General features: G+C 70.0%; 24 protein-coding genes and 1 tRNA gene. 17 read left to right on the top strand and 8 right to left on the bottom strand.

Going from position 1 to position 26408, the window contains the following annotated elements; translation table 11 throughout:
- Complete coding sequence (locus L2Z93_RS13170; RefSeq protein WP_090586277.1) at positions 1-1557, bottom strand: 1,4-alpha-glucan branching protein domain-containing protein; 1557 nt, start codon at positions 1555-1557, stop codon at positions 1-3.
- A gap of 29 nt (positions 1558-1586) precedes the next feature.
- Positions 1587-2399 (bottom strand): class I SAM-dependent methyltransferase, encoded by an 813-nt coding sequence (locus L2Z93_RS13165; protein ID WP_090586052.1) that lies wholly within the window; start codon positions 2397-2399, stop codon positions 1587-1589.
- A 220-nt stretch (positions 2400-2619) separates the two neighbouring features.
- Between L2Z93_RS13165 and L2Z93_RS13160 the strand changes: the two genes are divergently transcribed.
- From L2Z93_RS13160 to L2Z93_RS13130, 7 genes are all read left to right on the top strand, one after another.
- The gene (locus tag L2Z93_RS13160; protein WP_090586049.1) at positions 2620-3408 is read left to right on the top strand and encodes an electron transfer flavoprotein subunit beta/FixA family protein; all 789 of its coding nucleotides are present in this window, start codon (positions 2620-2622) and stop codon (positions 3406-3408) included.
- Positions 3409-3437: 29 nt separating this feature from the next.
- A complete protein-coding gene (locus tag L2Z93_RS13155) occupies positions 3438-4394 on the top strand; it encodes an electron transfer flavoprotein subunit alpha/FixB family protein (protein WP_090586046.1) in 957 nt (318 codons plus the stop codon).
- Positions 4395-4540: 146 nt separating this feature from the next.
- On the top strand, positions 4541-5353 hold the full coding sequence (locus tag L2Z93_RS13150; RefSeq protein ID WP_090586042.1) for a GNAT family N-acetyltransferase: 813 nt from the start codon (positions 4541-4543) through the stop codon (positions 5351-5353).
- Entirely contained in the window at positions 5350-6231 is an 882-nt protein-coding gene (locus L2Z93_RS13145; RefSeq protein WP_234786009.1) for a lysophospholipid acyltransferase family protein, read from the top strand. The genes L2Z93_RS13150 and L2Z93_RS13145 overlap by 4 nt, the downstream gene beginning before the upstream one ends.
- Positions 6232-6277: 46 nt before the next feature.
- Entirely contained in the window at positions 6278-7471 is a 1194-nt protein-coding gene (locus L2Z93_RS13140) for a cysteine desulfurase family protein (RefSeq protein WP_090586038.1), read from the top strand.
- A complete protein-coding gene (gene mnmA / locus L2Z93_RS13135; protein WP_090586034.1) occupies positions 7468-8541 on the top strand; it encodes a tRNA 2-thiouridine(34) synthase MnmA in 1074 nt (357 codons plus the stop codon). The genes L2Z93_RS13140 and mnmA overlap by 4 nt, the downstream gene beginning before the upstream one ends.
- A 4-nt stretch (positions 8542-8545) precedes the next feature.
- Positions 8546-9556: a uroporphyrinogen decarboxylase/cobalamine-independent methonine synthase family protein gene (locus L2Z93_RS13130; protein ID WP_090586030.1), complete on the top strand. Its 1011-nt coding sequence runs from the start codon at positions 8546-8548 to the stop codon at positions 9554-9556.
- Positions 9557-9895: 339 nt separating this feature from the next.
- Here the strand turns inward: L2Z93_RS13130 and L2Z93_RS13125 are convergent, their stop codons facing one another.
- A complete protein-coding gene (locus tag L2Z93_RS13125) occupies positions 9896-11251 on the bottom strand; it encodes an IS256 family transposase (protein WP_090585016.1) in 1356 nt (451 codons plus the stop codon).
- A gap of 340 nt (positions 11252-11591) precedes the next feature.
- On the bottom strand, positions 11592-11987 hold the full coding sequence (locus L2Z93_RS13120) for an MmcQ/YjbR family DNA-binding protein (protein WP_090591606.1): 396 nt from the start codon (positions 11985-11987) through the stop codon (positions 11592-11594).
- Between the two features lie 33 nt (positions 11988-12020).
- Here L2Z93_RS13120 and ligA point away from each other — a divergent pair, with 33 nt between their 5' ends.
- The 5 genes from ligA to L2Z93_RS13095 all read left to right on the top strand — a co-directional run bounded on the left by ligA (position 12021) and on the right by L2Z93_RS13095 (position 17451).
- Entirely contained in the window at positions 12021-14105 is a 2085-nt protein-coding gene (ligA, locus tag L2Z93_RS13115) for an NAD-dependent DNA ligase LigA (RefSeq protein WP_090591128.1), read from the top strand.
- A gap of 40 nt (positions 14106-14145) precedes the next feature.
- Entirely contained in the window at positions 14146-14382 is a 237-nt protein-coding gene (locus L2Z93_RS13110; protein ID WP_128111879.1) for a hypothetical protein, read from the top strand.
- 30 nt (positions 14383-14412) lie between these two features.
- Positions 14413-14673: a hypothetical protein gene (locus L2Z93_RS13105; protein ID WP_090591135.1), complete on the top strand. Its 261-nt coding sequence runs from the start codon at positions 14413-14415 to the stop codon at positions 14671-14673.
- Between the two features lie 190 nt (positions 14674-14863).
- Positions 14864-16033 carry a DUF4878 domain-containing protein gene (locus L2Z93_RS13100; RefSeq protein WP_090591138.1) on the top strand — a complete coding sequence of 390 codons (1170 nt, stop codon included), beginning with the start codon at positions 14864-14866 and terminating at the stop codon, positions 16031-16033.
- 32 nt (positions 16034-16065) lie between these two features.
- Complete coding sequence (locus L2Z93_RS13095) at positions 16066-17451, top strand: MDR family MFS transporter (protein ID WP_090591141.1); 1386 nt, start codon at positions 16066-16068, stop codon at positions 17449-17451.
- 81 nt (positions 17452-17532) lie between these two features.
- Here the strand turns inward: L2Z93_RS13095 and L2Z93_RS13090 are convergent, their stop codons facing one another.
- Together L2Z93_RS13090 and L2Z93_RS13085 are read right to left on the bottom strand one after the other, a co-directional pair.
- Complete coding sequence (locus L2Z93_RS13090; protein ID WP_090591145.1) at positions 17533-18204, bottom strand: ACT domain-containing protein; 672 nt, start codon at positions 18202-18204, stop codon at positions 17533-17535.
- 98 nt (positions 18205-18302) lie between these two features.
- A complete protein-coding gene (locus L2Z93_RS13085; protein WP_162561992.1) occupies positions 18303-18746 on the bottom strand; it encodes a CAP domain-containing protein in 444 nt (147 codons plus the stop codon).
- Between the two features lie 134 nt (positions 18747-18880).
- Here L2Z93_RS13085 and gatC point away from each other — a divergent pair, with 134 nt between their 5' ends.
- Genes gatC through gatB form a run of 3 tightly spaced genes read left to right on the top strand, consistent with a single transcriptional unit; the run spans position 18881 to position 22160 of the window.
- Positions 18881-19180 (top strand): Asp-tRNA(Asn)/Glu-tRNA(Gln) amidotransferase subunit GatC, encoded by a 300-nt coding sequence (gatC, locus tag L2Z93_RS13080; protein WP_090591154.1) that lies wholly within the window; start codon positions 18881-18883, stop codon positions 19178-19180.
- Complete coding sequence (gene gatA, locus L2Z93_RS13075) at positions 19177-20667, top strand: Asp-tRNA(Asn)/Glu-tRNA(Gln) amidotransferase subunit GatA (RefSeq protein WP_090591158.1); 1491 nt, start codon at positions 19177-19179, stop codon at positions 20665-20667. Before gatC ends, gatA begins: the two co-directional genes overlap by 4 nt.
- An 11-nt stretch (positions 20668-20678) precedes the next feature.
- Positions 20679-22160, top strand: coding sequence for an Asp-tRNA(Asn)/Glu-tRNA(Gln) amidotransferase subunit GatB (gene gatB / locus L2Z93_RS13070; RefSeq protein WP_090591610.1), 1482 nt, complete (start codon positions 20679-20681; stop codon positions 22158-22160).
- A 338-nt stretch (positions 22161-22498) separates the two neighbouring features.
- Here the strand turns inward: gatB and L2Z93_RS13065 are convergent, their stop codons facing one another.
- A complete protein-coding gene (locus L2Z93_RS13065) occupies positions 22499-23635 on the bottom strand; it encodes a PQQ-dependent sugar dehydrogenase (protein WP_090591162.1) in 1137 nt (378 codons plus the stop codon).
- 170 nt (positions 23636-23805) lie between these two features.
- On the opposite strand from L2Z93_RS13065, the gene L2Z93_RS13060 reads away from it, so the two are divergent.
- Positions 23806-24606, top strand: coding sequence for a DoxX family protein (locus tag L2Z93_RS13060; protein WP_090591169.1), 801 nt, complete (start codon positions 23806-23808; stop codon positions 24604-24606).
- A 302-nt stretch (positions 24607-24908) separates the two neighbouring features.
- On the opposite strand, the gene L2Z93_RS13055 is transcribed toward L2Z93_RS13060, so the two are convergent.
- Positions 24909-24984: transfer RNA gene (locus L2Z93_RS13055), tRNA-Lys, on the bottom strand.
- A gap of 170 nt (positions 24985-25154) precedes the next feature.
- Here L2Z93_RS13055 and L2Z93_RS13050 point away from each other — a divergent pair.
- Complete coding sequence (locus tag L2Z93_RS13050) at positions 25155-26351, top strand: L,D-transpeptidase (RefSeq protein WP_090591173.1); 1197 nt, start codon at positions 25155-25157, stop codon at positions 26349-26351.
- Positions 26352-26408: the final 57 nt, after the last annotated feature.

The following is a 26408-nucleotide window of genomic DNA, read 5'->3' as shown; positions in this document are numbered from 1 at the left end:
TCAGCATGGCGGCCGAAGCCGTCGGGAGTCCAGCGCCCCGAACAATCCGTCGGCCCGATTCCAGCCGTCGGCCAGTCGCTGCGCGGCGTCACGGCGGCCGGCGGCCAGCGCGCCGGCGATCTCGCGGGTGGCGTGCGCGTGCAGGTGGGCGCGGTAGCGGGCGTACTCGGCGGCCGAATTCTTGCTGACCATGAACGGCCAGTCCGAGGACACCGTGAGCAGGGTTTCGCGCAGGATCTGGTCGGCGACCCGGTCGCGCGGGATCGGCCCGCCCAGGCCGGCGGCGCCGCGGGCCACCTCGGCCGCCTTGTCGACGGCGTTGAGCGCCGTGTCGACGACCTCGGCGTTCAACCGGACCAGATCGCCGACCTGATCCCCGGACCACACCTGCCAGTCCTTGCCCGACCCCCAGGAACTCGGCGGCAGCTGCACCGGGCGCCCGACGAACCCCTGCGCCCGGGCGTCGGCGAGTGTGCCGACCCGGACGCCGGCCGCCGGCAGCGCCCGCAGCACCCGTTCCAGCCAGATCGGCCCCTCGTGCCACCAGTGCCCGAAGAGTTCGGTGTCGAACGCGGCCACCACGTGCGCGGGTCGGCCGATCCGCTCGGACTCGCTAATCAACCGGCGCCGGACGGTGTCGACGAAGTCGGCGACGTGGGTGTCCACCGCGGCGTCCGCGCGCGCCGGGTCGTAGGGGGCCTTGGCCTCCGAGGGCACCGCGCGGCCGGTCACCCGGGCGGGTTTGAGGCCGGTGCCGTGGTGATAGGTGTGGAAATCGCGGTAGGCGGCGTGCCCGGGGTAGCCGGACTTCGGCGACCACACCCGGTAGCTGACCGACAGGTCGCGGCCGAAGGCCACCACGTCGGTGTCACCGACCGGGCGGCCGAGGGCGGTGTCGCCGTGCAGCGAGGGCCCGTCGACCATGAAGTGACCGACGCCGGCGTCGGCGTAACCGCGTTCCATGCCCGGCGCGTACGCGCATTCCGGGGCCCAGATGCCGGCCGGGGTGCGGCCGAACCGGGCGGCGGCGTCGGCCAGCCCCTCGGTCAGCGCGAACTCCCGCAGCCGCGGCGCCAGCAGCGGCTGGAACGGGTGCGCCAGCGGCCCGCCGAGCAGTTCCACCGTCCCGGCGTCGGCCAGCTCGCGCAGCACCGGGCTGCCGCCGTGCCGCCACAGGCCGGCGAACTCGTCCAGCTCGGCCTGGGCCTCGGCGTGCTCCCGGGCGCCGAACGCCCGGATCGCCTCCGGGGCGCAGGCGGTGCCCGGCTCGGCGCCGGCGGTGGGAGAGACGGCGGCCTCGGTCGCGCGCAACCGCCAATTCGCCAGCCAGTGCTCCATGGCGTCCAGGCAGTACGGATCGTCGAGCTGGGCGGCGACCACCGGCGTGACACCCAGCGTCAGCAGATTCGTCCGGTCCTCGGCGGCCAGCCGGCGCAGCACCCGCACCAGCGGCAGGTAGCACGCCGACCAGGATTGATACAGCCACTCCTCGCCGACCGGCCAGCGGCCGTGATGGGCCAGCCAGGGCAGATGGGTGTGCAGCACCAGGGTGAACATCCCCGGGGTCTGCGACGTGGACTGCTCGGTCACCGGCGCACCGCGATCGCGAGCAGGTCCAGGCTGGCGTCGATGTCCCGGTCCTCGGCGGGCAGCAGTTCGAAGTCGTCGGCCGCCAACCCGGCGATGTCGGCCAGCAGATCCGCCGGCCACGGCGCGTCGGCCAGCGCGCGGGCGATCTGCGCGTCGATGATCGACCCGCCGTACTTGGCGTCCAGCTCGCGCAGCCGCGGGCCGTGGAACACGCCGTTCATCGACTCGATCTCGAACCCGCCGTCGGTGAGCAGCTCGGCGAGCTCGGCGGCGTTGAGCTCCCGGGTGTGGAACGGATTGACCGGAACGTCACTGTCGGGGGTGAAGGTGATCCGATTCGGCGTGGACATCAGCAGCACGCCGCCGGGGCGCAGCACCCGCGCGCATTCGGCGACGAATTGTGACTGATCCCACAGGTGCTCGATGACCTGGAAATTCACCACGACGTCGACGCTGCCGTCGGGCAGCGGCAGTTCGGCCAGGTTTCCCTGGCAGACCTCGACCCGCGGATAGCGGGCGCGGGCGTGCGCGACGGCGGATTCGTCGTAGTCCACGCCGATCACCCGGCGGGCGACGCCGGCCAGCAGGTCCGCGCCGTAGCCCTCGCCGAATCCGGCTTCGAGCACGTCAGCGCCGGTGCAGCGGTCGGCCATCCGCAGATAGGCGATCTCGTGCCGACGGAACCAGTAGTTCTCCACGTCCAGTCCGGGCACGGTGCGTTCGCCGGTCAGCGGAAGTCCCGCGGCCTCGGTCTCGGTCGCATGTTCGGGGGTGGGGCCGACGGGCCCGTCGGCGGTGGAATGACTCATTGCAGGCAGGCTATCCCGCGCACACCCTCCAGCAGAAAGCCCCCGACGCCCGGGGCGGGTCCGAACCCGCAGTACGACCCGCTATTGTGGACCCGCGGACCATCATAAGTTACCGATGAGTAACATTTCCGGATGGTGCGATATCGTGGCCCATGCCAATGTCCTTCGCGGTCGCTTCGCGGCGCCTGCGAAGGCCCGTCGAGGAGGACGAACACCGAGCATGACGAATATCGTGGTCCTGATCAAACAGGTCCCAGACACCTGGTCGGAGCGCAAGCTTTCCGACGGTGATTTCACGCTGGACCGTGAAGCCGCCGACGCGGTTCTGGACGAGATCAACGAGCGCGCCGTCGAAGAGGCGCTGCTGATCAAGGAGAAGCAGGGCGACGGCACTGTCACCGTGCTGACCGTCGGCCCCGAGCGGGCCACCGAAGCGATCCGCAAGGCGCTGTCGATGGGCGCCGACAAGGCCGTCCACGTCAAGGACGACGCCGTGCACGGCTCCGACGTGATCCAGACCGCGTGGGTGCTGGCCCGCGCGCTGGGCGCCGTCGAGGGCGTCGAGCTGGTCATCGCCGGCAATGAGTCCACCGACGGTGTCGGCGGCGCGGTGCCGGCGATCATCGCCGAGTACCTGGGCCTGCCGCAGCTGACCCACGTGCGCAAGCTGACCGTCGAGGGCGACAAGATCACCGGTGAGCGCGAGACCGATGAGGGCGTGTTCGGCCTGGAGGCCACCCTGCCCGCCATCGTGAGCGTCAGCGAGAAGATCAACGAGCCGCGCTTCCCGTCCTTCAAGGGCATCATGGCCGCCAAGAAGAAGGAAGTCACCGTGCTGTCGCTGGCCGACATCGGTGTCGAGGCCGACGAGGTCGGCGTCGCCAACGCCGGGTCCACCGTGACCTCCTCGACCCCCAAGCCCCCGAAGACCGCCGGTGAGAAGATCACCGACGAGGGCGAAGGCGGCGTCAAGATCGCCGAGTACCTGGTCGGCCAGAAGCTCATCTAAGACCGCACACCTAAGACAAAGGCAATCACATGGCTGAAGTACTTGTGCTCGTCGAGCACGCCGACGGTGGCTTGAAGAAGGTCACCAACGAGCTCATCACCGCCGCCCGCACGCTGGGCGAGCCGTCCGCCGTCGTGGTGGGCGCCCCGGGCTCCGCCGATTCGCTGGTCGAAGGCCTCAAGGCCGCCGGCGCCGCGAAGATCTACGTCGCCGAATCGGCCGACGTGGACGGCTTCCTGCTCACCCCGTACGTGGACGTGCTGTCCAACCTGGTCGAGACCACCGCCCCCGCGGCGGTGCTCATCGCCGCCACGGCCGACGGCAAGGAGATCGCCGGCCGGGTGGCCGCGCGCAACGGCTCCGGCCTGCTCGTCGACGTCATCGACGTCAAGGACGGCGGCGTGGGCGTGCACTCCATCTTCGGTGGCGCGTTCACCGTCGAGGCCAAGGCCAACGGCGACTCCCCGGTCATCACCGTCCGCCCCGGCGGCGTCGAGGCCTCCGATGAGGCCGGCGCCGGCGAGCTGGTCACCGTCGAGGTGCCGGCCGCCGCGGAGAACGCCACCAAGATCACCTCGCGTGAGCCGGTTGTCGCCGGTGACCGTCCGGAACTGACCGAGGCCTCGGTCGTCGTGGCCGGCGGCCGCGGCGTCGGCTCGGCCGACAAGTTCTCGGTGGTCGAGGAGCTCGCCGATTCCCTCGGCGGCGCCGTCGGCGCGTCCCGCGCGGCGGTCGACTCCGGCTACTACCCGGGCCAGTTCCAGATCGGCCAGACCGGCAAGACCGTGTCCCCGCAGCTGTACATCGCCCTGGGCATCTCCGGCGCGATCCAGCACCGGGCCGGCATGCAGACCTCGAAGACCATCGTGGTGGTCAACAAGGACGAGGAAGCGCCGATCTTCGAGATCGCCGACTACGGCATCGTGGGTGACCTGTTCAACGTCACCCCGCAGCTGACCGAGGCGATCAAGGCTCGTAAGGGCTGATTCTCTTCGCACCCGAAAACCCCGGCACGACGTGATCGTGCCGGGGTTTTCGCGTGTCCGGGCACGGCACAACTCGTCACCAGACGCTCATGAACCCGTCACGCCGCGATTGCCGTCCGGCCGGTTCGTGGCGTCAGCCTGGCCCTATGAGCACCTCAGTTCTCATTCCCGCGACCGAGACCACCGCGACCACCGCGCGCTACACGCTGCTGTTGTCGGCCGACCCCGAGCTGATCGACGCCGCCCAGCGGCTGCGCCACGACGTGTTCACCGCCGAACCCGGATTCGCGCTGCCGCCGGCCGCCGACGGGCGCGACGCCGACGAATTCGACCAGCACTGCGACCACCTGCTGGTCCGCGAGGAGACGACGGGCCAGTTCGTCGGCTGCTACCGAATGCTGCCGCCGCCCGGGGCGATCGCCGCCGGCGGCCTGTACACGGCCACCGAGTTCGAGATCTCCGGCTGGGACCGGCTGCGCCCGTCGCTGGTGGAGATGGGCCGGGCGGTGGTCCGCGCCGAACACCGCAACGGCGCGGTGGTGCTGCTGATGTGGACCGGCATCCTGGCGTATCTGGACCGCTCCGGCTACGACTACGTCGCCGGCTGCGTGTCGGTCCCGGTCGACGGCGTCGGGGCGCCCGGCGCGCAGATCCGCAGCGTGCACGACTTCGTCACCCGCCGGCACGCCGTCGCCGCCGAGCACACCGTCACCCCGTACCGGCCCGTCATGCTCGACGGCCGCGGGTTGGCAGAGCTGCCGGCGCTGGACCGTCCGACGCTGCCGCCGCTGATGCGCGGCTACCTGCGCCTCGGCGCGGAGGTGTGCGGTCCGCCCGCGCACGACCCGGACTTCGGCGTGGCCGATTTCCCCGCGCTGCTGGACAAGCGCCGCGCCGACACCCGCTACCTGAACCGACTCCGGTCGGCCGGGGCGGCCGCCGTGGCGGCACAGCAGTGAGCGCCCCGACGCTGGCGGCGGCCCCGGTGGCCGCTCGCCCGAACCCGTGGGTGCCGCGCGCCTCGTGCCACCTCGGCTGCCTGCAGGCGGGCGTGGAATCGGACTCCCGCGCCGCGGTGACCTGCCGACTGCTGATGCGCGCGGCGGCGCTGGCCGCGCTGGCCCCCGGGCTGGCGGTGCTGCCGGCCACCGGCCTGTGCGGTCCCGCCAAAACCCACCTGCAACGCGGCTACTGCCGGCTGGTGCTGCGCGCCCTCGGTGTGCGGGTCAGCGTGTCCGGCTTCGAAGGCGGGGCTCGCCCGAATCTGCGGGGCGTCCTGGTCGTCAGCAACCACATCTCCTGGGCCGACATCTTCGTCATCGGCGCGGTGACCCCCGGCGCGTTTGTCGCCAAGGCCGAGATGACCTGCTGGCCGGGGCTGGGGCAGCTGGCCCGGATGCTGCGGGTCATCCCGATCGAACGCGGCAGCCTGCGGGCCCTGCCCGGGGTGGTCGCCGACGTCGCGCACCGGCTGCGGTCCGGAAAGACCGTGGTCGCCTTCCCGGAGGGCACCACCTGGTGCGGGCAGGCGCACGGGCGCTTCGCGCCGGCGTTGTTCCAGGCCGCGGTCGACTCCGGTCGTCCGGTGCAGCCGGTCCGGCTCAGCTACCACCACCGCGACGGCCGCCGCTCCACCGCCGCGGCCTACATCGGGGAGGACTCGCTGGGGTCCTCGATCCGCCGGCTGATGACCGCCCGGCGCACCGTCGCCCACGTGCACCTGGGTTATCAGCTCGATCCCCGGGACAGTCGGCGCACCCTGGCGCACCGGGCCCAGGCCCAAGTGCTGGGGGTGGGGCGGACCGGCGCGCCGATCGCCCACCCGACCGCCGCCTGACCGCGGGCCGAGCGGGCCCACCCGGGGCCGGTATCCTGGATCGGTCATGACCTCCGCCACCCCGGTGTATCTCGACCACGCCGCCACCACCCCGATGTACCCGAGCGCCATCGAGGCGATGACGGCGGTTCTGGCGACCGTCGGCAACCCCTCCTCGCTGCACGGATCCGGCCGGTTGGCGCGGCGGCGGATGGAAGAGGCCCGCGAGACGCTGGCCGGGCTGCTCGGCGCGCGCCCGTCGGAGGTGATCTTCACCGCCGGCGGCACCGAGAGCGACAACCTGGCGGTCAAGGGCATCTATTGGGCCCGCACCGCCGAGCGTCCCGCCGCCCGCCGCATCGTCACCACCGCGGTGGAGCACCACGCCGTGCTCGACGCCGTGCAATGGCTCGTCGACCACCAGGGCGCGGAGCTGACCGTGCTGCCCACCTTGGCGGACGGGTCGGTGGACCCTGATTCACTGCGGGCGGCGCTCGACGCGCACGACGACGTCGCCCTGGTCACCGCCATGTGGGCCAACAATGAGGTCGGCGCGGTGCTGCCGATCCACGAACTGGCCGCGATCGCCGCCGAACACGGCGTCCCGATCCACAGCGACGCGGTGCAGGCCGTCGGGCAGCTGCCGGTGCGCTTCGCCGACAGCGGGCTGGCAGCGCTCAGCCTGACCGGGCACAAATTCGGCGGCCCGGTGGGCGCCGGCGCCCTGCTGCTGCGCCGCGACACCGGCTGCGCCCCGCTGACCCACGGCGGCGGACAGGAGCGTGATGTGCGCTCCGGAACGCCCGACGTCGCCGCCGCGGTCGGCCTGGCCGAGGCGGCGCGGGTCGCCATCGGCGAACTGGAGGAGGGCGCCGTTCGGGTGGCCGGACTGCGGGACCGGCTCATCGCCGGCGTGCTGTCCGGGATCGACGATGTGGCGCTCAACGGCCCGCGGGCCAATCGGTTGCCCGGCAACGCGCACTTCACCTTCCGCGGCGCTGAATCCGACTCGCTGCTGATGTTGTTGGACGCCAACGGAATCGAATGCTCCACCGGCTCGGCCTGCACCGCCGGGGTCGCCGGGCCGTCGCATGTGCTGGTCGCCATGGGCGCCACCGGCGAGCTGGCCCGCGGATCACTGCGAATGACGTTGGGGCACACCAGTGTCGACGCCGACGTCGACGCCGCTCTGGCGGTGCTGCCCGGAGTCGTGGAACGGGCGCGGCAGGCCGCGCTGGCGAGCGCGGGAGGTTTGCGGTGAGGGTGCTGGTCGCGATGAGCGGCGGTGTGGACTCCTCGGTGGCCGCCGCCCGGATTGTCGACGCCGGACACGACGTCGTCGGCGTGCACCTGGCGCTGTCCACCGCGCCGGGAGCGCTGCGCACCGGGTCCCGCGGTTGCTGCTCCCGGGAGGATTCCGCCGATGCCCGGCGCGTCGCCGATGTGCTCGGAATACCGTTTTACGTCTGGGATTTCGCCGACAAGTTCAAGGAAGAAGTGATCGACGACTTCGTCGAGTCATACGCGCGCGGCGAGACCCCGAACCCGTGTGTGCGCTGCAATGAGCGAATCAAGTTCTCCGCGTTGGCCGCCCGCGCGCTGGCGCTGGGCTTCGACGCGGTGGCCACCGGCCACTACGCCCGGTTGGCCGACGGCAGGCTGCGCCGGGCCGTCGACGCGGACAAGGACCAGTCCTACGTGCTGGCCGTGCTCACTGCGCAGCAGTTGCGCCGCGCGGTGTTCCCGATCGGTGACACCCCCAAGCCGGCGATCCGGGCCGAGGCGGCCTCGCGCGGCCTGCTCACCGCCGACAAGCCGGACAGCCACGACATCTGTTTCATCCCGTCCGGTGACACCCGGGCGTTCCTCGGCGCGCGGATCGGCGTTCGTCCCGGCGCCGTCGTCGACGCCGCCGGGACCGTGCTCGCCGAACACGACGGTGTGCACGGGTTCACCATCGGGCAGCGCAAGGGCCTGGGCATCGCCGGTCCCGGGCCCGACGGCCTGCCGCGCTACGTCACCGGCATCGACGCCGAAACCGGGGTGGTGCGCGTCGGCGGCCTGGCGGACCTCGAAGTCACCGAGCTGACCGGCGCGGAGCCGGTGTTCACCTCCGGTTCGGCCTTCACCGGGCCGGTCGAGGGCCAGGTGCAGGTGCGCGCGCACGGCGGGATCGCCGACGTGGTCGCCGAGGTTGTCGACGGCGCGCTGCGGATGCGGCTGCGCAGCCCGCTGCGCGGGGTGGCCACCGGGCAGACCATGGTGCTTTATCGCCCGGACCCCGACGGCGACGAGGTGCTGGCCAGCGCCACGATCAGCGCGACGCAGTGATCTGATGCGGCCATTCGCCACCGCGACCGGAATCGGTTCGTGGCCGGGAACCTCGGCGCGGGAAGCCGCCGAAATCGTTGTCGGAGAACTGACCTCGCTGACGCCGCTGCCCGAGCTGCCGGCTCGCGGGGTGGGCGCCGATCTGGTCGGGCGGGCCGGCGCGTTGCTCATCGACATCGCCGTCGACACCTGCCCGCGCGGCTACCGCGTGGTGGGCCGGCGCGGCTCGGTCACCCGCCGGGCCCGCAGCCTGCTCGCCGAAGACCTCGACGCGCTGGAAGAGGCCTGGGAGAAGGCCGGCCTGCGGGGTAGTGGCCGCCCGGTCAAGGTCGCCGCGCCCGGGCCGATCACCCTGGCCGCGCAACTGGAATTGTCCGGCGGGCACCGCGCCATCACCGACGCCGGGGCGGTGCGCGATCTGACCGCGTCGTTGGCCGAGGGCCTGGCCGCGCACCGCGCCGAGGTGGCACGCCGGCTGGACACCGACGTCGTCGTCCAACTCGACGAGCCGTCACTGCCCGCGGCGCTGGCCGGGCGGCTGTCCGGGGTGACGGCGCTCTCGGCGGTGCACCCGATCGACGCGCCGTTGGCAGTGACCCTCCTCGACGAGGTCGCCGCGGTGGTCTCGGTTCCGGTCAGCGCGCACTGCTGCGCAGCCGACGTTCCGTGGGAATTGCTGCGGCGCAGTCAGATTCATGCCGTCGCGGTCGACGCCGGTCTGCTGTCCGCCGGCGGACTGGACGGCCTGGGGGAGTTCCTGGAAACCGGTCGCACCGTGGCTCTGGGCGTGGTGCCGTCGACCGCGGTGACCCCGGTCCCGGCCGCGGAGCAGGTGGCCGCGGCCGCCGCGGCGGTCACCGACCGGCTGGGCTTCCCGCGCGCGGTGCTGGCCGCTCAGATCGGCCTCACCCCGGCCTGCGGGCTGGCCGGCGCTTCATTGGACTGGGCACGGGTGGCCATCGGGCTGTGCCAGGCCGCCGCCGACGGCATCGCCGTCGACCCCGATTCGGCTTGAGCGCCCGGGTCCCGCGTCGAATGCTATGGACGCCGTTGAGAACTGGTGGTGGCTGGTTCACCGAGTGAGGCGTGCCGGTGGTTTGTGAGAACTGGTGGCGGGGTCGCCCCTCGAGTGAGGCGTGCCGGTGGTTTGTGAGAACCGGTGGCGCGGCGGCGCATCGAGTGAGGCGTGCTGGTGGTTTGTGAGAACTGGTGGCGGCGGCTCTCATCGAGTGAGGCGTCAGGTAGGCGTTTGAGAACTGAGGTAGCTCGGTGAGACGTGAGGGCGGTGATCTGCATCGAGCGTGTCAAGTCTTTTGTGTAAGTCGTTTCCTCTGATGTTGTCGTTTGGTGTGTTCTACAGGTGGGGCTCGATGCGGTCTGGGTAGACCAGCACGAGCTGTTCGAGGGCTTTCTTCCAGTTGGTGACCACTTGTCCTTCCACGAGGCGTCCGGCGGCCTTTCGGTTATGTTTCTGGCCGCGTTCCTTGGCCCGTTCGGCGGCGCGTTTGTCTTCGATGTTGCAGATCGCCAGCCAGAGCAGTTTCACCACCGCGGCGTCGTTGGGGAACTGCCCGCGGGTCTTGGTGACCTTGCGAAGTTGGTAGTTCAACGACTCGATCGAGTTGGTCGTGTAGATCACCCGGCGTAGCTCTGGAGGGAACTCCAGGAAGGGGATGAATTGCTCCCATGATCGATCGAAAACCATTGTCACAGTGGGGTTTTTCTTGCCCAAATCTGATGCGGTGAACGCATCCAGCTCGGCGCGGGCGGCATCGGCGTCAGCGGCGGTGTAGATCGGCTTGAGCGCGGCGGCCACGGCCTTGCGGTCCTTGTAGGACACGAACCGCAGCGCGTTGCGGATCAGGTGCACCACGCAGGTCTGGACGGTGGCCTGCGACCAGGTCGCCGTGATGGCCTCGGGGAACCCGGTGAGCCCGTCGCAGCACACGATAAGCACGTCACGCACCCCTCGGTTGGCCAGATCAGCGCAGACCGACGCCCAGAACGAGGCTCCTTCGTTCTGCTGGACCCAGATGCCCAGGACATGCTTGACGCCGGCCATATCGACGCCCACGGCGATGTGCGCGGCCTTGTTGCGGGTGTGGCCGCCGTCTTTGACCTTCACCACGATCGCGTCGAGGTAGATCACCGGGTACAGCGCATCCAACGGGCGACGCTGCCAGGCAAGGACCTCATCGGAGATCTCGTCGACGATCTTGGAGATCGTCTCATGAGACACCTCGGCGCCGATCGTTGATTGCAGGTGAAATTGGATGTCCCGCAACGTCATCCCGCCGGCATACAGCGAAACGATCATGTCATCGAGCCCACCGAGCCGGCGCTGTCCCTTGGGCACCAGCCGCGGCGTGAACGACCCGTCACGGTCCCGAGGCACCTCCAACGAGACCGGGCCGGCCTCAGTCTGCACGGTCTTGGCCGAGTGCCCGTTACGGGCGTTCGGCAGGCCCCGGCCGGCCGGGTCGCCCTTCTCATAGCCGAGATGATCGGTCAGCTCGGCGGCCAGGCCCCGCTCCAACGCGAGCTTGATCAGCCCGGGCAGCAGGCCACCCTCACCGGTCAGCGCGACCTCGCCGGAGTCGATCGAGGCCAGCAGCTCATCGACCGCCCCGGATGCCCGCAGCGCCTCGGCCACCTCCACCGTCGACGCGGCCTCAGCCAGCCGCGCGTCCAAATCCCGATCTGTCGTCATGCCCTGAGATCCTTCCCTTGTCAGGACTTACACAGACCATCTGACACCCCCTCTGCATCGAGTGAGACATACGGGTGGGGGTTACTCGGACAACGTGTCCCTAGATTCTCACTCGATGCAGATCGCCGCCCTGGTGTCTCACTTGCATCCCTGAGGTCTCACGGACGTACCTGGTTCCTCAGCCGATGAGGGCCTCCGCCATCACGCCTCACTGGCCTACCTGGTTTCTCACTCGATGGGAAGCTCCGCCGCCACGTCTCACAAGCCGCCCTGACTTCTCACTCGACGTCACGAGGCACCCCGGCCCGCGATGCCGCGGCGGGTGACCCGCCGAACATGGTCAACGTGCGTCGAGCTCTGCGATCCGCTTCTTGCCCGCGGTCATCCGGTAGCTGGTGTCCACCAGCTCGGCGACTTCGTCCCAGTCCACCGGGGCGGCGTCGAAGTCCAGGCCCAACCAGCCGAACGGCCCCACGTAGGCCGGGAGGAAGAAACGCGGATCCTGTTCCAGCGCAGGGCGTTCGGCGGCGTCGACCTTCATCAGCACACAGTGCGGCACCGAAATCATGCCGCCCGGATCCTTCATGCTGCCGCCGTAGATGGCGAACATCGTCGGCACGCAAAACGACGGCCGGCCGTGGCTGATCTTCTCGAAGGCGCCCGGCAGGTCGAGCGCGATCCGGCGCAGCTCGGCCAGACCGGGATCGTCGTCGGAGAACATGATCGGGTGCGGCATCGTCTCCACCGTACTGCGGACTACCCTTGCGGCGTGAGCGGAACCGAGCCCGACCTGGAAGCCGACTCTGCCGAAGCGGACCTGCGTCACCAGTGGCAGGAGCTGGCCGAAGAAGTGCGCGAGCACCAATTCCGCTACTACGTGCGGGACTCACCGATCATCACCGACGCCGAGTTCGACGCGCTGCTGCGCCGCCTGCAGCAACTCGAGGACGAGCACCCCGAACTGCGCACCCCGGATTCGCCGACCCAGCAGGTCGGCGGCGCGGGCTTCCACACCGAGTTCACCCCCGCGCAGCACCTGGAGCGGATGCTCAGCCTGGACAACGTGTTCAACGCCGAGGAACTGGAGGCTTGGACGAACCGGCTGACCAACGAGATCGGCAGCGACGAGCATTTCCTCTGTGAGCTCAAGATCGACGGCGCGGCCCTGGCGCTGGTCTATCGGGACGGCCGGCTGGAGCGCGCCGCGACCCGCGGCGACGGGCGCACCGGCGAGGACGTCACCCTCAACGCCCGCACCATCGTCGACATCCCGCAGCGGCTCACCGGCAGCGACGAGTACCCGGTCCCGGCGGTGCTGGAGGTCCGCGGCGAGGTGTTCTTCCGGGTCGCCGACTTCGAGGAGCTCAACGCCAGCCTGGTCGCCGACGGCAAACCGCCGTTCGCCAACCCGCGCAATAGCGCCGCCGGTTCGCTGCGGCAGAAGAACCCGGCCGTCACCGCCCGTCGGCCGCTGCGGATGATCTGTCACGGACTCGGCCACGCCGAGGGTTTCTCGCCGCCGACCCTGCACGACGCCTATCTGGCGATGGCCTCCTGGGGGCTGCCGGTCTCCGAGCACACCCAGCGGGTGCAGGGCCTGGCCGCGGTCGAGGAGCGCATCCAGTACTGGGGCGAGCATCGGCACGACGTCGCGCACGAGATCGACGGCGTGGTGGTCAAGGTCGATGAGATGGCGCTGCAGCGCCGGCTCGGCGCCACCTCCCGCGCGCCGCGCTGGGCGATCGCCTACAAATACCCGCCCGAGGAGGCCCAAACCCGGCTGCTCGACATCCGGGTCAACGTCGGGCGCACCGGCCGGGTGACCCCGTTCGCGTACATGGAGCCGGTCCGGGTGGCCGGGTCGACGGTGTCGCTGGCCACCCTGCACAATGGTTCGGAGGTCAAACGCAAGGGCGTGCTGATCGGCGACACCATCGTCATCCGCAAGGCCGGCGACGTCATCCCCGAGGTGCTCGGCCCGGTGGTTGACCTGCGCGACGGGACCGAACGGGAATTCGTCATGCCCACCCACTGCCCGGAATGCGGCGCCCCGCTGGCCCCGGCCAAGGAGGGCGACGTGGACATCCGCTGCCCGAACACCCGCAGCTGCCCGGCGCAGCTGCGGGAACGGGTGTTCCACCTGGCCGGCCGTGGAGCCTTCGACATCGAGGGCCTCGGCTACGAGGCAGCCACCGCGCTGCTGGCCGCCGGAGTCATCGCCGACGAAGGCGAACTCTTCGATCTGAGCGCCGACGACCTGATGCGCGCCGACTTCTTCGTCACCAACAAGGGCGAACTGTCCGCCAACGGGACCCGGCTGCTGGAGAACCTGGGCAAGGCCAAGGCCCAGCCGCTGTGGCGGGTGCTGGTGGCGCTGTCCATCCGGCACGTCGGCCCGACGGCCGCCCGCGCGCTGGCCGGCCAGTTCGGCGACCTGGACGCCATCGAAAACGCCACCGAGGAACAACTGGCCGCTGTCGAGGGGGTCGGGCCCACGATCGCCGCCGCCGTCATCGACTGGTTCGGGGTGGACTGGCACCGGGCCATCGTCGACAAATGGCGCGCCGCCGGGGTGCGGATGGCCGATGAGCGCGACGACTCGATCGAACGCAACCTGGAGGGCCTGACCATCGTGGTCACCGGGTCACTGGCCGGATTCTCCCGCGATCAGGCCAAGGAGGCGATCCTGGCCCGCGGCGGCAAGGCCGCCGGGTCGGTGTCGAAGAAAACCGACTACGTGGTGGCCGGGGACGCCCCGGGCTCCAAGTACGACAAGGCCGTCGAGCTCGGGGTCCGGATCCTCGACGAGGACGGCTTCCGGCGGCTGCTCGAGGACGGCCCCGAGCCGGAATAGGCGTCCGGTGACACCGTTCGGATGCGGGATCATGATGGGCGTGAACAGGACCATGGCAAGAATCGGCCCGCTGGCCGCCGGGGCGTTCGTCCTACTCGGCGCCGTCGGCTGCGGCGCGGCGGCGGACCCGGTCGAGGCGACGTTCACGGTGAAAGCCGCGCCGTCCTCGGTGGTCGAGCGAGCGCCGCAACCCACCGCGAATCTGGGCCCGGAGGTGTCCCCGGATGAGCAGTGCCCCGGATCGACGGTCGATGTGGCCGCGTTCATCGGCGACTAAAGCGACAACGGCGGCGTCACCGTCACCACGTTGAGCCAGCACGGTTCGCTGAAGTCCGACACCGACGGCGCGCAGAAGTTCGGGACCTGGAGGTTCACCCGCTGGGACACCACCCCGGCGGAAAGCCGGCGGCCGTCCAGCGCCCCGGGTTCGACGTGCGTGCTGTGGCTGTACTGGGCCGCCAAGTCCGGGGACCAGGACATGGTGTACGTGCCGCTGAAGGTCGCCGCGAACTCGCTGCAGTTGAGCTACATCGGCCGGGGCAACACGCTGGTGTGGAACCGCGTCTGAATGCCGCGGCCCGGTGAACTGGTGCGCAACACCGTCGCCGCGGGTGCTTAGACTTCTTGCAACCAACGATGAGCGGGGCGCGATGGGCCGCTGCGGGATGACATAGGGGAAGACGTTGACGAACTGGCCGGGAGGATCAGGCGGGGTCGGTGGGCCGGGGCCCGGGGGCGACCCGTCGCAGGAGCACACGGTGCAGGCCAGTTGGAACCAGCCGGTTCCGCCGCAGCCGGACGCCAACTGGGGCGCGCAGCCGCCGTCGCAGCCGGAAGCGAACTGGCAGCAGGCCTACGCCGGCGTTCCCGGCCAGCAGCCCATGCCCGGGCAGCCCATGCCTGGGCAGCCCATGCCTGGCCAGCAGATGCCCGGCCAACCCATGCCCGGTCAGCAGTGGGGAACCCCGCCCGGTGGCCCGCAGCCGCCGAAGTCGAACAAGAAGCCGCTGATCATCGCCGCCGCCATCGGCGCGGTGGTGCTGCTGCTGGTGGGCGTCGGCTTCGTCGTCTTCTCCGGCGGCAGCAAGAAGAGCACTCCGGCCGACGCGATGCAGGCCTACCTGGAGGCGCTGGCCGCCGGCGACGCGGAAACCGTGCTGGCGCTGAGCGCCGATCAGCCGGGGAACACCGAGTTCCTCACCGAGGAGATCCTCAAGAAGCAGATCGAGCACTCGCCGATCACCGATATCCGGATCCTGTCCGACAGCGGCGTGATGAGCATGGGCAGCGTGCACGTGTCGGTGAAGTTCGGCGAGACCGTCTCCGATGAGACCGTGCAGATGAAGAAGACGGTCGACGGCTGGAAGGTCGAGAACGGCACCGTCAAGCTCGACAACTTCGACCAGAACAACCCGGCCGCCAAGACCCTGACGCTGTTCGGGCAGCCGGTCGGCGACAAGGCCATCTACGTCTTCCCGGGCTACCTGGAGTGGGCCAGCAGCAGCGAGAACATGGAGGTCGAGGCCAAGCCCGTCCTGCTCAACGCGCTGACCGGGTACTTCAGCCTGTACTCCACCGATCTGACGTTCAAGCTCAGCGACAGCGGCAAGCAGGCCGTCAAGAACGCCATCACCGCCGCCATCCGCAGCTGCACCCAATCCCGGGCGATCAATCCCACCGGGTGCCCGCAGCGGCTGAACGCCTGGGACGCGATCGAGAACTCCGTCAGCTGGGGCATGCCGGACCTGTCACCGCTGGAGGTCGACGACATGTCCTCCTACTCCACCGATGTGCGCTTCAAGGGCGACCTGGTGTACCCGGTCAGCTATGACACCCGCCGCGACGGACCGCAGACCGGCACCCAGGACGAATACGTCTACGGCGACGTCGACGTGACCACCAGCCCGCCGACGGTGTCGTTCAGCTGAGCGACACCCGAACCCCGATCGACCCCGCAGGAATGCGGGTGATCTGGCTGCTGCTCGTGGCCGCCTTCGTGGCGATCCTCAACGAGACGACGATGGCGATCGCCATCCCCGCGCTCAACGAGACGCTCGGCATCCCGCCCGAGCAGGGTCAGTGGCTGACCAGCGCGTTCATGCTCACGATGGCGGTGGTCATCCCGACCACCGGGTTCCTGCTGCAGCGCTTCACCACCCGGCAGGTGTTCCTGGCGGCGGCCGTGTCGTTCACGGTGGGGACGGCGATCTGCCTGGTCGCGCCCGGCTTCCTCACGCTGCTGGTCGGCCGGGTGGTGCAGGCGGTCGGCACCGGCGTCATGATGCCGCTGCTGATGACCACGATGATGAACGTGGTCCCACCGGATTCCCGCGGCCGGATGATGGGCCGGGTCAGCCTGGTCATCTCGTTCGCCCCGGCGCTGGGCCCGACGCTGTCCGGTGTGGTTCTCGACCACCTCGGCTGGCGCTGGCTGTTCGGCATCGTGTTGCCGATCGCCCTGGTCTCGCTGGCCGCCGGGGCCAGGTGGATGACGAATCTGGGGGAGACCACCGATGCCCCGATCGATGTGCCGTCGGTCATCCTGTCGGCGCTGGCCTTCGGCGGAGTGGTGTACGGCCTGAGCCGGCTCGGCGGCGGCCATCCCGGGGCGACGCCGTGGCTCGCGGTGGCGGCCGGCGCGATTCTGGTGGTGGCCTTCGGCTGGCGGCAACTCGTGTTGCAGCGCACCGATCGGGCGCTGCTGGACCTGCGGGTGTTCTCCTCGCGCAACTACTCGATCGCGGTGGCCATGCTCGCGGTGATGGCGCTGGCCATGTTCGGCACGTTCTCGCTGCTGCCGCTGTACCTGCAGGACGTCGCCCAGTTCAGCGCGACGCTGTCCGGGCTGGTGCTGCTACCGGGTTCGATTCTGATGGGCCTGCTCGGCCCCACGGTCGGCCGGGTCTATGACCTGCGCGGACCCCGGACGCTGCTGGTGCCCGGTTCGATCATGATCGCCGCGGCGATGTTCTGCTACGCGACGGTCGGTCCGGGCACCGGCGCCCCGGTGCTGGTCGGGGTGCAGATCGTGATGGCGCTGGGGCTCGCGGCGTCGTTCACCCCGTTGTTCACCGCGTCGCTGGCGTCACTGCGGCGCCCCCTCTACTCGCACGGCTCCGCCGCGCTGAACACCCTGCAGCAGGTGGCCGGCGCGGCCGGGACGGCGCTGCTCATCGCGATCTACTCGTCGTATCTGCACGCCGGGCAGGCCCGCGGCGAGTCGGTCCCGGAGGCCGGCGCGCCGGGTGCGCGAGCGGCGTTCCTGGTCGGCGGGTTCATCGCGCTGGTCCCCGTCGTGCTGGCGTTCTTCATCCGCAAACCCGCCGAGGTGGAGGTCGAGGGTTAGCGAGACTCGGCGGAGCTTGCGGAGCCGAGTCGAAGCTGGGCCCGAGCATCGGCGTCGAGGGTTAGCCGGCCCCGAACAGGCTTAACGCAGCAGCGAGCCGACGATTCCGGACAGGTAGCCCAGCCGGGCGATCTCGGGTGCGCGGAAGTCCGGGCCGCCACCACGACCCAGCACCAGCGCGGTGTCCGGGCCGCCCAGCGGGGCGGCGGCCAACGCGGTGTCCAGGTCGCGCAGCAGTTGCGGCACCCAGTCGGCGTCGGCGTCCAGCGCGACGGCCTCCGACAGCGGCAGCCAGGGCGCGTGGGTCGCGGTGCTCTCGGGGGCGCCCGCGCTGCCGACGACCCGCTCCAGCCCATCGGCGCCGGACTTGGTGGTGGTGCGCCGGATCACCGACGCCCACGCCACCCGCAGCACCCGCGGCGCCTCATCGACGAGCACCTGCAGTTTGTCCGCGCGGGGCGCCGCGGCGACATGGTTGATCAGCTCGAGCTCGCGATGCGCCTCCAGCAGGCCGGTGTGCGGCCGGATGGACTCCACTCGGATCCCGTTGAGCGCCTCGGCGGCGGTGATCACACTGTCGGGCATCGCCCCGGCGGGCAGGTCGACCACCAGATCGTCGATCGCGAAGTCCGGTGTGCGCTCCACCACGTCCAGGGACAGAATGTCGGCGCCGACGCTGCCCAGGGCCACGGCCAGCGAGCCGAGACTGCCCGGCCGGTCGGCGAGTTGAACGCGCAGCAAATACGAAGGCACGCCTCCCACTGTTACACAGCGTCGATCAGTCGGCACGGCGGCCACCGGGGGTTATGGCGTCGGTCACTCCCTGCTCGGGGACTTATTCGCGGCCCGGTTCAGGGCGACGCGAAGTCCGCCACGTAGTACGTCATGTCGCCGCCGCCGGACTGGGCCAGACCCGCCTCGGTGTAGGAGCAGTTCAGCATGTTCTGCCGGTGTCCCGGACTGTTCATCCAGCCACTGACCGGATCGCCGCCGCCGCGGTAGATGTTCTCCGCCCAACCACCGGCGGCGTATCCGGCGTCCTGGATGCGGGATCCCACGGTGGAGCCGTCGCCGCCGCTGTGGGAAACCGCGCCGGAGGACGCCAGATCGTCGGCGTGCCGTTGGGCCGCGGCCACCAAGCGGCCGTTCATCGTCAACGGCCCGCACCCGCCGGCCGCCCGGTCGTCGTTGATCTGGGCGAGCACCGCGTTCGGGTCGGCGACGGCAGTCCCCGACCCGGCGAGCAAACTCGCGGCGCCGATCGTCGCGCAGGTGGCGCCCAGCCCGACAGCCACCCTCGCCCGTTGGCCGGGTGCCATGCCCATCTCGCCGCCTCCCTCGGACAGATCTCCACCGCCTATATCGATCGTCGTCGCGGGAGGCGGCGCGCGTTACTCGCCCGCCGCCGCGTTGACTAGGCTTTGTGCTCGTGTCGCAAATCTCCCGAGACGACGTCGCCCACCTGGCGCGGCTGGCCCGGCTGGCGTTGACCGACGCCGAGCTGAACAGCTTCGCCGGCCAGTTGGACGCGATCCTCGAGCACGTCAGCCGAATCCAGTCCGTCGACGTCGCCGGCGTGGTGGGCACCGACAGCCCGCTCACCGAGGTCAACGTCACCCGGCCCGACGTCGTGGTCCCCGGCCTGACCCAGGCCCAAGCGCTGGACCAGGCGCCGCGGTCGGCCGACGGCCGGTTCGGCGTCCCGCAGATGCTGGGGGAGAGCCAGTGACGAATCTGACCCAGCTCGACGCCGCCGACGCCGCGGCCCAGATCGCCGCGGGGGAGCTCAGCTCGACCGAGCTCACCCGCGCCTGCCTGGACCGGATCGCCGAGACCGACGGCCGGTACAACGCGTTTCTGCACGTCGCGGAGGAGCAGGCGCTCGCGGTGGCCGCCGAGATCGACGCCAAGGTCGCCGCCGGTGACCCGTTGCCGTCGGCGCTGGCCGGGGTGCCGCTGGCGCTCAAGGACGTGTTCACCACCACCGACATGCCGACCACAGCCGGTTCGAAGATCCTGGAGGGGTGGCGCTCCCCGTACGACGCCACCGTCACCGCGAAACTGCGCGCCGCCGGCATCCCGATCCTCGGCAAGACCAACATGGACGAGTTCGCGATGGGCTCCTCCACCGAGAACTCGGCCTACGGCCCGACCCGCAATCCGTGGGACACCGACCGGGTGCCCGGCGGCTCCGGCGGCGGCAGCGCCGCGGCGCTGGCCGCCCACCAGGCGCCGCTGGCCATCGGCACCGACACCGGCGGCTCGATCCGCCAGCCCGCCGCGCTGACCGCGACCGTCGGGGTCAAACCGACCTACGGCACCGTCAGCCGGTACGGCCTGATCGCCTGCGCGTCGTCGCTGGACCAGGGCGGCCCGTGCGCGCGCACGGTGCTGGACACCGCCCTGCTGCACGAGGTCATCGCCGGCCACGACCCGCGCGACTCCACCTCGGTCAAGGCCGAGGTGCCCGACGTGGTGGCCGCCGCCCGAGCCGGCGCCGCCGGCGACCTGAAGGGCGTCAAGATCGGCGTGGTCGCCCAGCTGCACCGCGGCGAGGGCTACCAGCCGGGCGTGCTGGAGTCGTTCAACGCCGCCGTCGAGCAGCTGCGCGCGCTCGGCGCGGAGATCACCGAGGTCGACTGCCCGCACATCGATCATTCGATGGCCGCCTATTACCTGATCCTGCCGTCGGAGGTGTCCAGCAACCTGGCCCGCTTCGAGGGGATGCGCTACGGGCTGCGCGTGGGCGACGACGGCACGCACAGCGCCGACGAGGTGATGGCGCTGACCAGGGCCGCCGGATTCGGCCCAGAGGTCAAGCGCCGCATCATGATCGGCACCTACGCGCTGTCGGCCGGCTACTACGACGCCTACTACAACCAGGCGCAGAAGGTCCGCACCCTGATCGCCGGGGACCTCAACCGGGCCTATGAATCCGTCGACGTGCTGATCTCGCCGACCACCCCGACCACCGCGTTCCGGCTGGGGGAGAAGGTCGACGACCCGCTGGCCATGTACCTATTCGATCTGTGCACGCTGCCGTTGAACCTGGCCGGGCACGCCGGCATGTCGCTGCCGTCGGGATTGTCGTCGGACGACAATCTGCCGGTCGGCCTGCAGATCATGGCCCCGGCGCTGGCCGACGACCGGCTCTACCGGGTCGGCGCGGCGTACGAGGCCGCCCGCGGACCGGTGACGATGAGGAGCAACGCGTGAGCGCCGAATTGATGGACTACGACGACGTGCTCGCCGCCTATGAACCGGTGATAGGCATGGAGGTGCACGTCGAACTGTCGACCGAGACCAAGATGTTCTGCGGCTGCGCGACGGTGTTCGGCGCCGAGCCGAACACCCAGGTCTGCCCGACGTGCCTGGGCATGCCGGGGGCGCTGCCCACGTTGAACGCCGCCGCGGTGGAGTCGGCCATCCGGATCGGCCTGGCGCTCAATTGCGAGATCGTGGATTGGTGCCGGTTCGCCCGGAAGAACTACTTCTACCCGGACATGCCGAAGAATTACCAGATCAGCCAGTACGACGAGCCGATCGCCATCAACGGCTACCTCGACGTGCCGCTGGAGGACGGTTCCACCTGGCGGGTGGAGATCGAGCGCGCGCACATGGAGGAGGACACCGGCAAGTCGCTGCACCTGGGCAGCGACACCGGCCGCATCGAGGGCGCCACCGAGTCGCTGCTGGACTATAACCGGGCCGGGGTGCCGCTGATCGAGATCGTCACCAAGCCGATCACCGGAGCGGGGGAACGGGCGCCGCAGATCGCCCGCGCGTATGTGACCGCGCTGCGTGAGGTGCTGCGCGGCCTGGGCGTCTCCGACGTCCGGATGGACCAGGGATCGATGCGGTGTGACTCCAACGTGTCGCTGATGCCCAAGGGCGCAACCGAATTCGGCACCCGCACCGAAACCAAGAACGTCAACTCGCTCAAGAGCGTCGAGGTCGCGGTCACCTACGAGATGCGTCGGCAGGCCGCGGTGCTGGCCGCCGGCGGCTCGGTGTTCCAGGAGACCCGGCACTTCCACGAGGACGGCCACACCAGCCCGGGCCGGGCCAAGGAGACCGCCGAGGATTACCGCTACTTCCCGGAGCCGGATCTGGAGCCGGTGGCCCCCAGCCGCGAGTTGGTGGATCGGCTGCGCGGCACCATTCCCGAGCTGCCGTGGTTGGCGCGCAAGCGAATTCAGGACGAGTGGGGTGTCTCCGACGAGGTGATGCGCGACCTGGTCAATAACGACGCCGTCGAGTTGGTGACCGCCACGGTGGCCTGCGGCGCCTCCAGCGAGTCCGCGCGCGCCTGGTGGGGAAACTTCCTGGTGCAGAAGGCGAATGAGTCCGGAGTCGCACTCGACGCCTTGGCGATCACTCCCGAGCAGGTGGCCGCCGTCATCGCGCTGGTCGACGACGGCAAGTTGTCGAACAAGCTGGCGCGGCAGGTGATCGAGGGCGTGCTGGCCGGCGAGGGCGAGCCGGAGGCGGTGATGACCGCGCGCGGGCTGGCGCTGGTGCGCGACGACTCGCTGATCCAGGCCGCCGTCGACGAGGCGCTGGCCGCCAATCCCGATGTGGCGGAAAAGATCCGGGGCGGCAAGGTGCAGGCCGCCGGCGCGATCGTGGGCGCGGTGATGAAAGCCACCAAGGGCCAGGCCGACGCCGCGCGGGTCCGCGAGCTGGTGATGGCCGCCTGCGGGCAGTGACCGCCCAGCCGTTCTGACGCGCGCAGGGGTGTTTCCCGGCTCGAGCGCGCATCTACGGTCGTGAGTGATCGCGAGCGGCCAAATACGGCACGTTCTTCGTCGCGACCGGCCAACGACAGCGCATTTTCCATCGCGAGTGGCCAACGACTGCACGAGTGGCCAACCACGCACACAAAGGACCAGGACTGGCCTGCGCGAGGCGGACGCCATGGAGCCCTCGTGCGCTAACTGGCCAATCGCGGCGCCTCTCGTGCGCCAACTGGACACTCGCGGCGGCTAGCGTGCGCCAACTGGACGCTCGCGAACCCGCACGCCCGATGTCAGGCATTCGTGGCCGACTAGTCCATATCCTCGTTGGGCTGCGGGAATCCGCCGCTGGTGCTCAACGGGAACACCACGTCGTCGAACTCGCCGGGGTTGTCGAAGCTCCGGTTGACGGTTGCGCCCCAGATGTTTCCGTCGTTGGACATCTTCAATGCCCAGGCGTGTCCGTGGGTGTCCTTGCGGAAGGTCTCCGGATCGCCGGTGACGGCGCCGGTTTTCGGGTCCTGGGCGACTATCACGGTTTCCTTGGTGTTGACCAGATTCACCAGGACGGTGCCGTCCAGCGCGACGCACCCGGCGACCCCGGGCTTGGCCGGCCAGGTCCACACCGTGGAAACCTTGCCCTCCTTGGTGATTCGCTGCAGGCGGTCCCCGGCGGGCGCGCGGTCGGTGACGTACAGCGAACCGTCGGTGGGGTCCGTGCACATCCCGCCGCCGGGGCCCAGCCCGGATAGCGCGGTGGTGGTCGGCGCCTGATTGACCGTGGTGGGTTGCTCGATGCGCAGAACCTTCCCGGCCTTCGACGCCGGGTCGCTCGCGAGGCCGGGGTCGCCCGCGTCGCCGGTCTGCACCAACAGCGTGGTGGGACTGCTGAACAGCAGCGAGCCGGTGTTGCCGTGCGCTCCCTTGGGGATGCCGGTCAGGATGTCCTTGGGCACATCACCCTCGGCGATGCGCACCACCCGGTTGTCGGTCGGGGTGCTCACCAACGCGTAGGTGAGCCGGTCCTGGTAGAAGGTCGGCGACTGCACGATGTCGAGCAGGCCGCCGTCGCCGGACGGGTCGACCGGGATCACCATCTGCACCACCGGTTCGGCCGACAGCGACACCTTGACGATGGCGCCGGTGGTGCGCTCGGCCACCAGCGCGGTCTTGCCGCCGTCGCCCATGATCAGCCCGCTGGTGGTTTGCAGGCAGCCCTGCATCACTCCGGGGGCCGGGCATTCCTTGGGGAACGGCTTTCCGGGCAGCGGCGCCGGCGGTTTGGTGGTGGTCTCCGGCGCCATGCCGCCTTCGGCCTTGGTGGTGAACGGCTCGGACTGGGTGTTGTCGAACCGGGCGCACCCGGTGGACAGCGCCGCGGGTAGGACAATCGCCAACGTCAGGCATGCCGTGGTCAGCAGTTGACGGCGCGGGCGACGCAAATCCATGCCAGTAAGGTTACGGCTCCCGATGCTGCGCCTGGCGCGGCGCTTTGGTTGGCGGGGTCACAAAGGTCGGTTCGACGGCCGCCGACGTGACGGTAACGGTCTGATAATGACGCGCGAAAGCGGGCGTTCAAATCCCCAATTCCCGCGGTGGCGCGCCTACCCTGGCAGCTGTGACCAGCACACCGGAAGAATCCCGCTGGCAGCGACCTGTTTCGCCGAGCCTGGTGGACCCAGAGGACGATCTGCCCTCGGCGACCTACAGCGGCGATTTCGAAACAACGGCGATCCCCTCCTACCAGGGATCGCCGGGCTCATCGAGCTCCGGCATGGACGTGCTGCGCGAGCCTGAGCCGCTGCCCTACGTCGAACCCGCCGCCGGCCGCTACGCGTCGGCCGGCCCGGTGGACATCGCCCCGCCGATCGACGACGAGCGGGTCCGCGCCGCGGGCCGTCGCGGCACCCAGGACCTGGGTCTGCTGGTGCTGCGGGTGGGCTTCGGCGCGCTGCTGATCGTTCACGGCCTGCATCACGTCTTCAACTGGTGGGGTGGCACGGGCCTGTCCGGGCTGGAATCGTCGCTGGTCGAGTACGGCTACCAGCACACCGGAATCCTGACCTACGTGGCCGCCGCGACGCTGATCGGGTCCGGGGTGCTGCTGGTGCTGGGCCTGTTCACGCCGCTGGCCGCCGCCGCCGCGCTGGCCTACCTGATCAACGCGCTGCTGGCCGAGGTGAGCGCCGACGGCGGACGCAACCTGGCGTTCTTCGCCCCGGACGGCAACGAGTACCTCTTGGTGTTGATCGGTGTGGCCACCGCGGTCATCCTCGCCGGACCGGGCCGATACGGGTTCGACGCCGGCCGGGGCTGGGCCCGGCGACCGTTCGTGGGATCGTTCCTGGCCCTGCTGCTCGGCATCGGGTTGGGCGTCGGCTTCTGGGTGTTGTTCAACGGGGCCAACCCGCTGGGTTAGCGCCAATGCCGCGCAGTTGAGCGTGTTGCTCCGGCGCCCTGTGCCGAGCGGTCAGTTTCGGCACGGAATCCCGCTCGAGTGTCCCGATTCCGCACAAGAATTCCCGCGAGCGGCCCGATAGGGTTCGAGCGTCCCATGGTGTCCGGTGCGCGGGGAGTTGTCCTGGGCTTTCGGGTACATGGTTGGCCGCTCGAACACCATCAATGCCGCTCGCGACCTTCTCCACGCAAAGGCAAAGGCCGCCCCGCAGCTCGCAATCCCCGGAAACGACGAAAACCGCAGGCGAGCCTGCGGTTTTCGGGTGGTGCGCCGTCAGGGTTTCGAACCCCGGACCCGCTGATTAAGAGTCAGCTGCTCTACCAACTGAGCTAACGGCGCGTGAACCGTGGGCAACCCTAGCACCGAGCGCGCGAAGTTGAAAATCGCCCCGGTGGGGCGGTCAGCGTCACATCGTTGAGTTCGCATACCGCCCTCGGGCTCCCTTAGACTGTTGCCAAGAAGTTATTTCCGAAAGTCAGAGGGTGGGCAGAATCGTGGCACAGAGCCGGATGGTCGGTTTTGGCCTGCCGCGTTGGCGAAATCTGCTGACCGGGTTGGCGTTGGGCTTGGCCGTGGTGCTCGGATTGAGCGCCTGCGGACCGTCGGGCCCGCACACCATCGCCGACAAGGGCACCCCGTTCCGCGACCTGCTGATCCCGACGGTGACGGTGTCGGTGGCGGAGAACGCGGTGGACGTGCCGGTCAACCAGCCGCTGGTGGTCACCGCCGACGGCGGCGTGCTCGAAGACGTCAGCCTCACCACGGCCGACGGGACCGAACTCGCCGGTCAGCTCAGCCCGGACGGCGTCAGCTGGAGCACCACCGACCCGCTGCCGTTCCGCGAGCAGTTCACCCTGGACGCCAAGGCTTTGGGACTCGGCGGCGTGACCGAACGGCAGATGGCGTTCCGCACCCCGGCCCCGGACAACGTGACCATGCCGTACCTGTCGCCGATGGACGGCGCCGTCGTCGGCGTCGGCCAGCCCGTCGCGGTTCGCTTCGACGAGAACATCCCGGACCGCAAGGCCGCGGAGAAGGCGATCACCATCACCACCGACCCGCCGGTGGAGGGCGCGTTCTACTGGCTGAACAACCGCGAGGTGCGGTGGCGGCCCGAGCACTACTGGAAGCCCGGCACCACCGTGAACGTCGATGTCCTCACTCGCGGCATCGATCTCGGCGACGGGCTGTTCGGCGATGGCGACGCCCACTCCACCTTCACCATCGGTGACGAGGTGATCGCCACCGCCGACGACAACACCAAGACCCTCACCATCCGCCGCAGCGGTGAGGTGATCAAGACCATGCCGATCTCGATGGGCAAGGACAGCACGCCCACCAGCAACGGCACCTACATCATCGGCGACCGCTACGCGGAGTTGGTGATGGACTCGTCCACCTACGGCGTGCCGGTCGGCTCGCCCAACGGGTACCGCACCGAGGTGGAGTACGCCACCCAGATGTCCTACAGCGGCATCTACGTGCATGCCGCGCCGTGGTCCGTCGGCCAGCAGGGGTACTCCAACGCCAGCCACGGGTGCCTGAACGTCAGCACCGACAACGCCCGGTGGTTCTACGACAACACCAAGCGCGGCGACATCGTGGAAGTCGTCAACACCGTCGGCGGCACGCTGTCGGGCACCGACGGCCTGGGGGATTGGAACATCCCCTGGTCCACCTGGGGCGCCGGCAACGCCGACGGGTAGGTCCCAGCCGGTTCACAGGCTGCGCGCAGCCTCGTTCCGTAACGTCGAGGGCGCCCC

It is taken from the genome of Mycolicibacterium brumae, assembly GCF_025215495.1.
GTDB classification, from domain to species: Bacteria; Actinomycetota; Actinomycetes; order Mycobacteriales; family Mycobacteriaceae; genus Mycobacterium; species Mycobacterium brumae.
The sequence above is the reverse complement of the archived record's forward strand: the minus strand, read 5'-3'. Positions and strand labels throughout refer to the sequence as shown.

Bases quoted from the DNA above. Each gene is read 5' to 3' on its own strand.
- L2Z93_RS13150 (WP_090586042.1), top strand. From the start codon at position 4,541: ATGAGCACCTCAGTTCTCATTCCCGCGACCGAGACCACCGCGACCACC.
- L2Z93_RS13140 (WP_090586038.1), top strand. From the start codon at position 6,278: ATGACCTCCGCCACCCCGGTGTATCTCGACCACGCCGCCACCACCCCG.
- L2Z93_RS13050 (WP_090591173.1), top strand. From the start codon at position 25,155: ATGGTCGGTTTTGGCCTGCCGCGTTGGCGAAATCTGCTGACCGGGTTG.
- L2Z93_RS13120 (WP_090591606.1), bottom strand. From the start codon at position 11,987: ATGCCGCACCCGATCATGTTCTCCGACGACGATCCCGGTCTGGCCGAG.
- L2Z93_RS13130 (WP_090586030.1), top strand. From the start codon at position 8,546: ATGCGGCCATTCGCCACCGCGACCGGAATCGGTTCGTGGCCGGGAACC.
- gatB (WP_090591610.1), top strand. From the start codon at position 20,679: ATGGACTACGACGACGTGCTCGCCGCCTATGAACCGGTGATAGGCATG.
- L2Z93_RS13065 (WP_090591162.1), bottom strand. From the start codon at position 23,635: ATGGATTTGCGTCGCCCGCGCCGTCAACTGCTGACCACGGCATGCCTG.
- L2Z93_RS13155 (WP_090586046.1), top strand. From the start codon at position 3,438: ATGGCTGAAGTACTTGTGCTCGTCGAGCACGCCGACGGTGGCTTGAAG.
- L2Z93_RS13165 (WP_090586052.1), bottom strand. From the start codon at position 2,399: ATGAGTCATTCCACCGCCGACGGGCCCGTCGGCCCCACCCCCGAACAT.
- L2Z93_RS13125 (WP_090585016.1), bottom strand. From the start codon at position 11,251: ATGACGACAGATCGGGATTTGGACGCGCGGCTGGCTGAGGCCGCGTCG.
- L2Z93_RS13170 (WP_090586277.1), bottom strand. From the start codon at position 1,557: ATGTTCACCCTGGTGCTGCACACCCATCTGCCCTGGCTGGCCCATCAC.
- L2Z93_RS13095 (WP_090591141.1), top strand. From the start codon at position 16,066: ATGCGGGTGATCTGGCTGCTGCTCGTGGCCGCCTTCGTGGCGATCCTC.
- L2Z93_RS13160 (WP_090586049.1), top strand. From the start codon at position 2,620: ATGACGAATATCGTGGTCCTGATCAAACAGGTCCCAGACACCTGGTCG.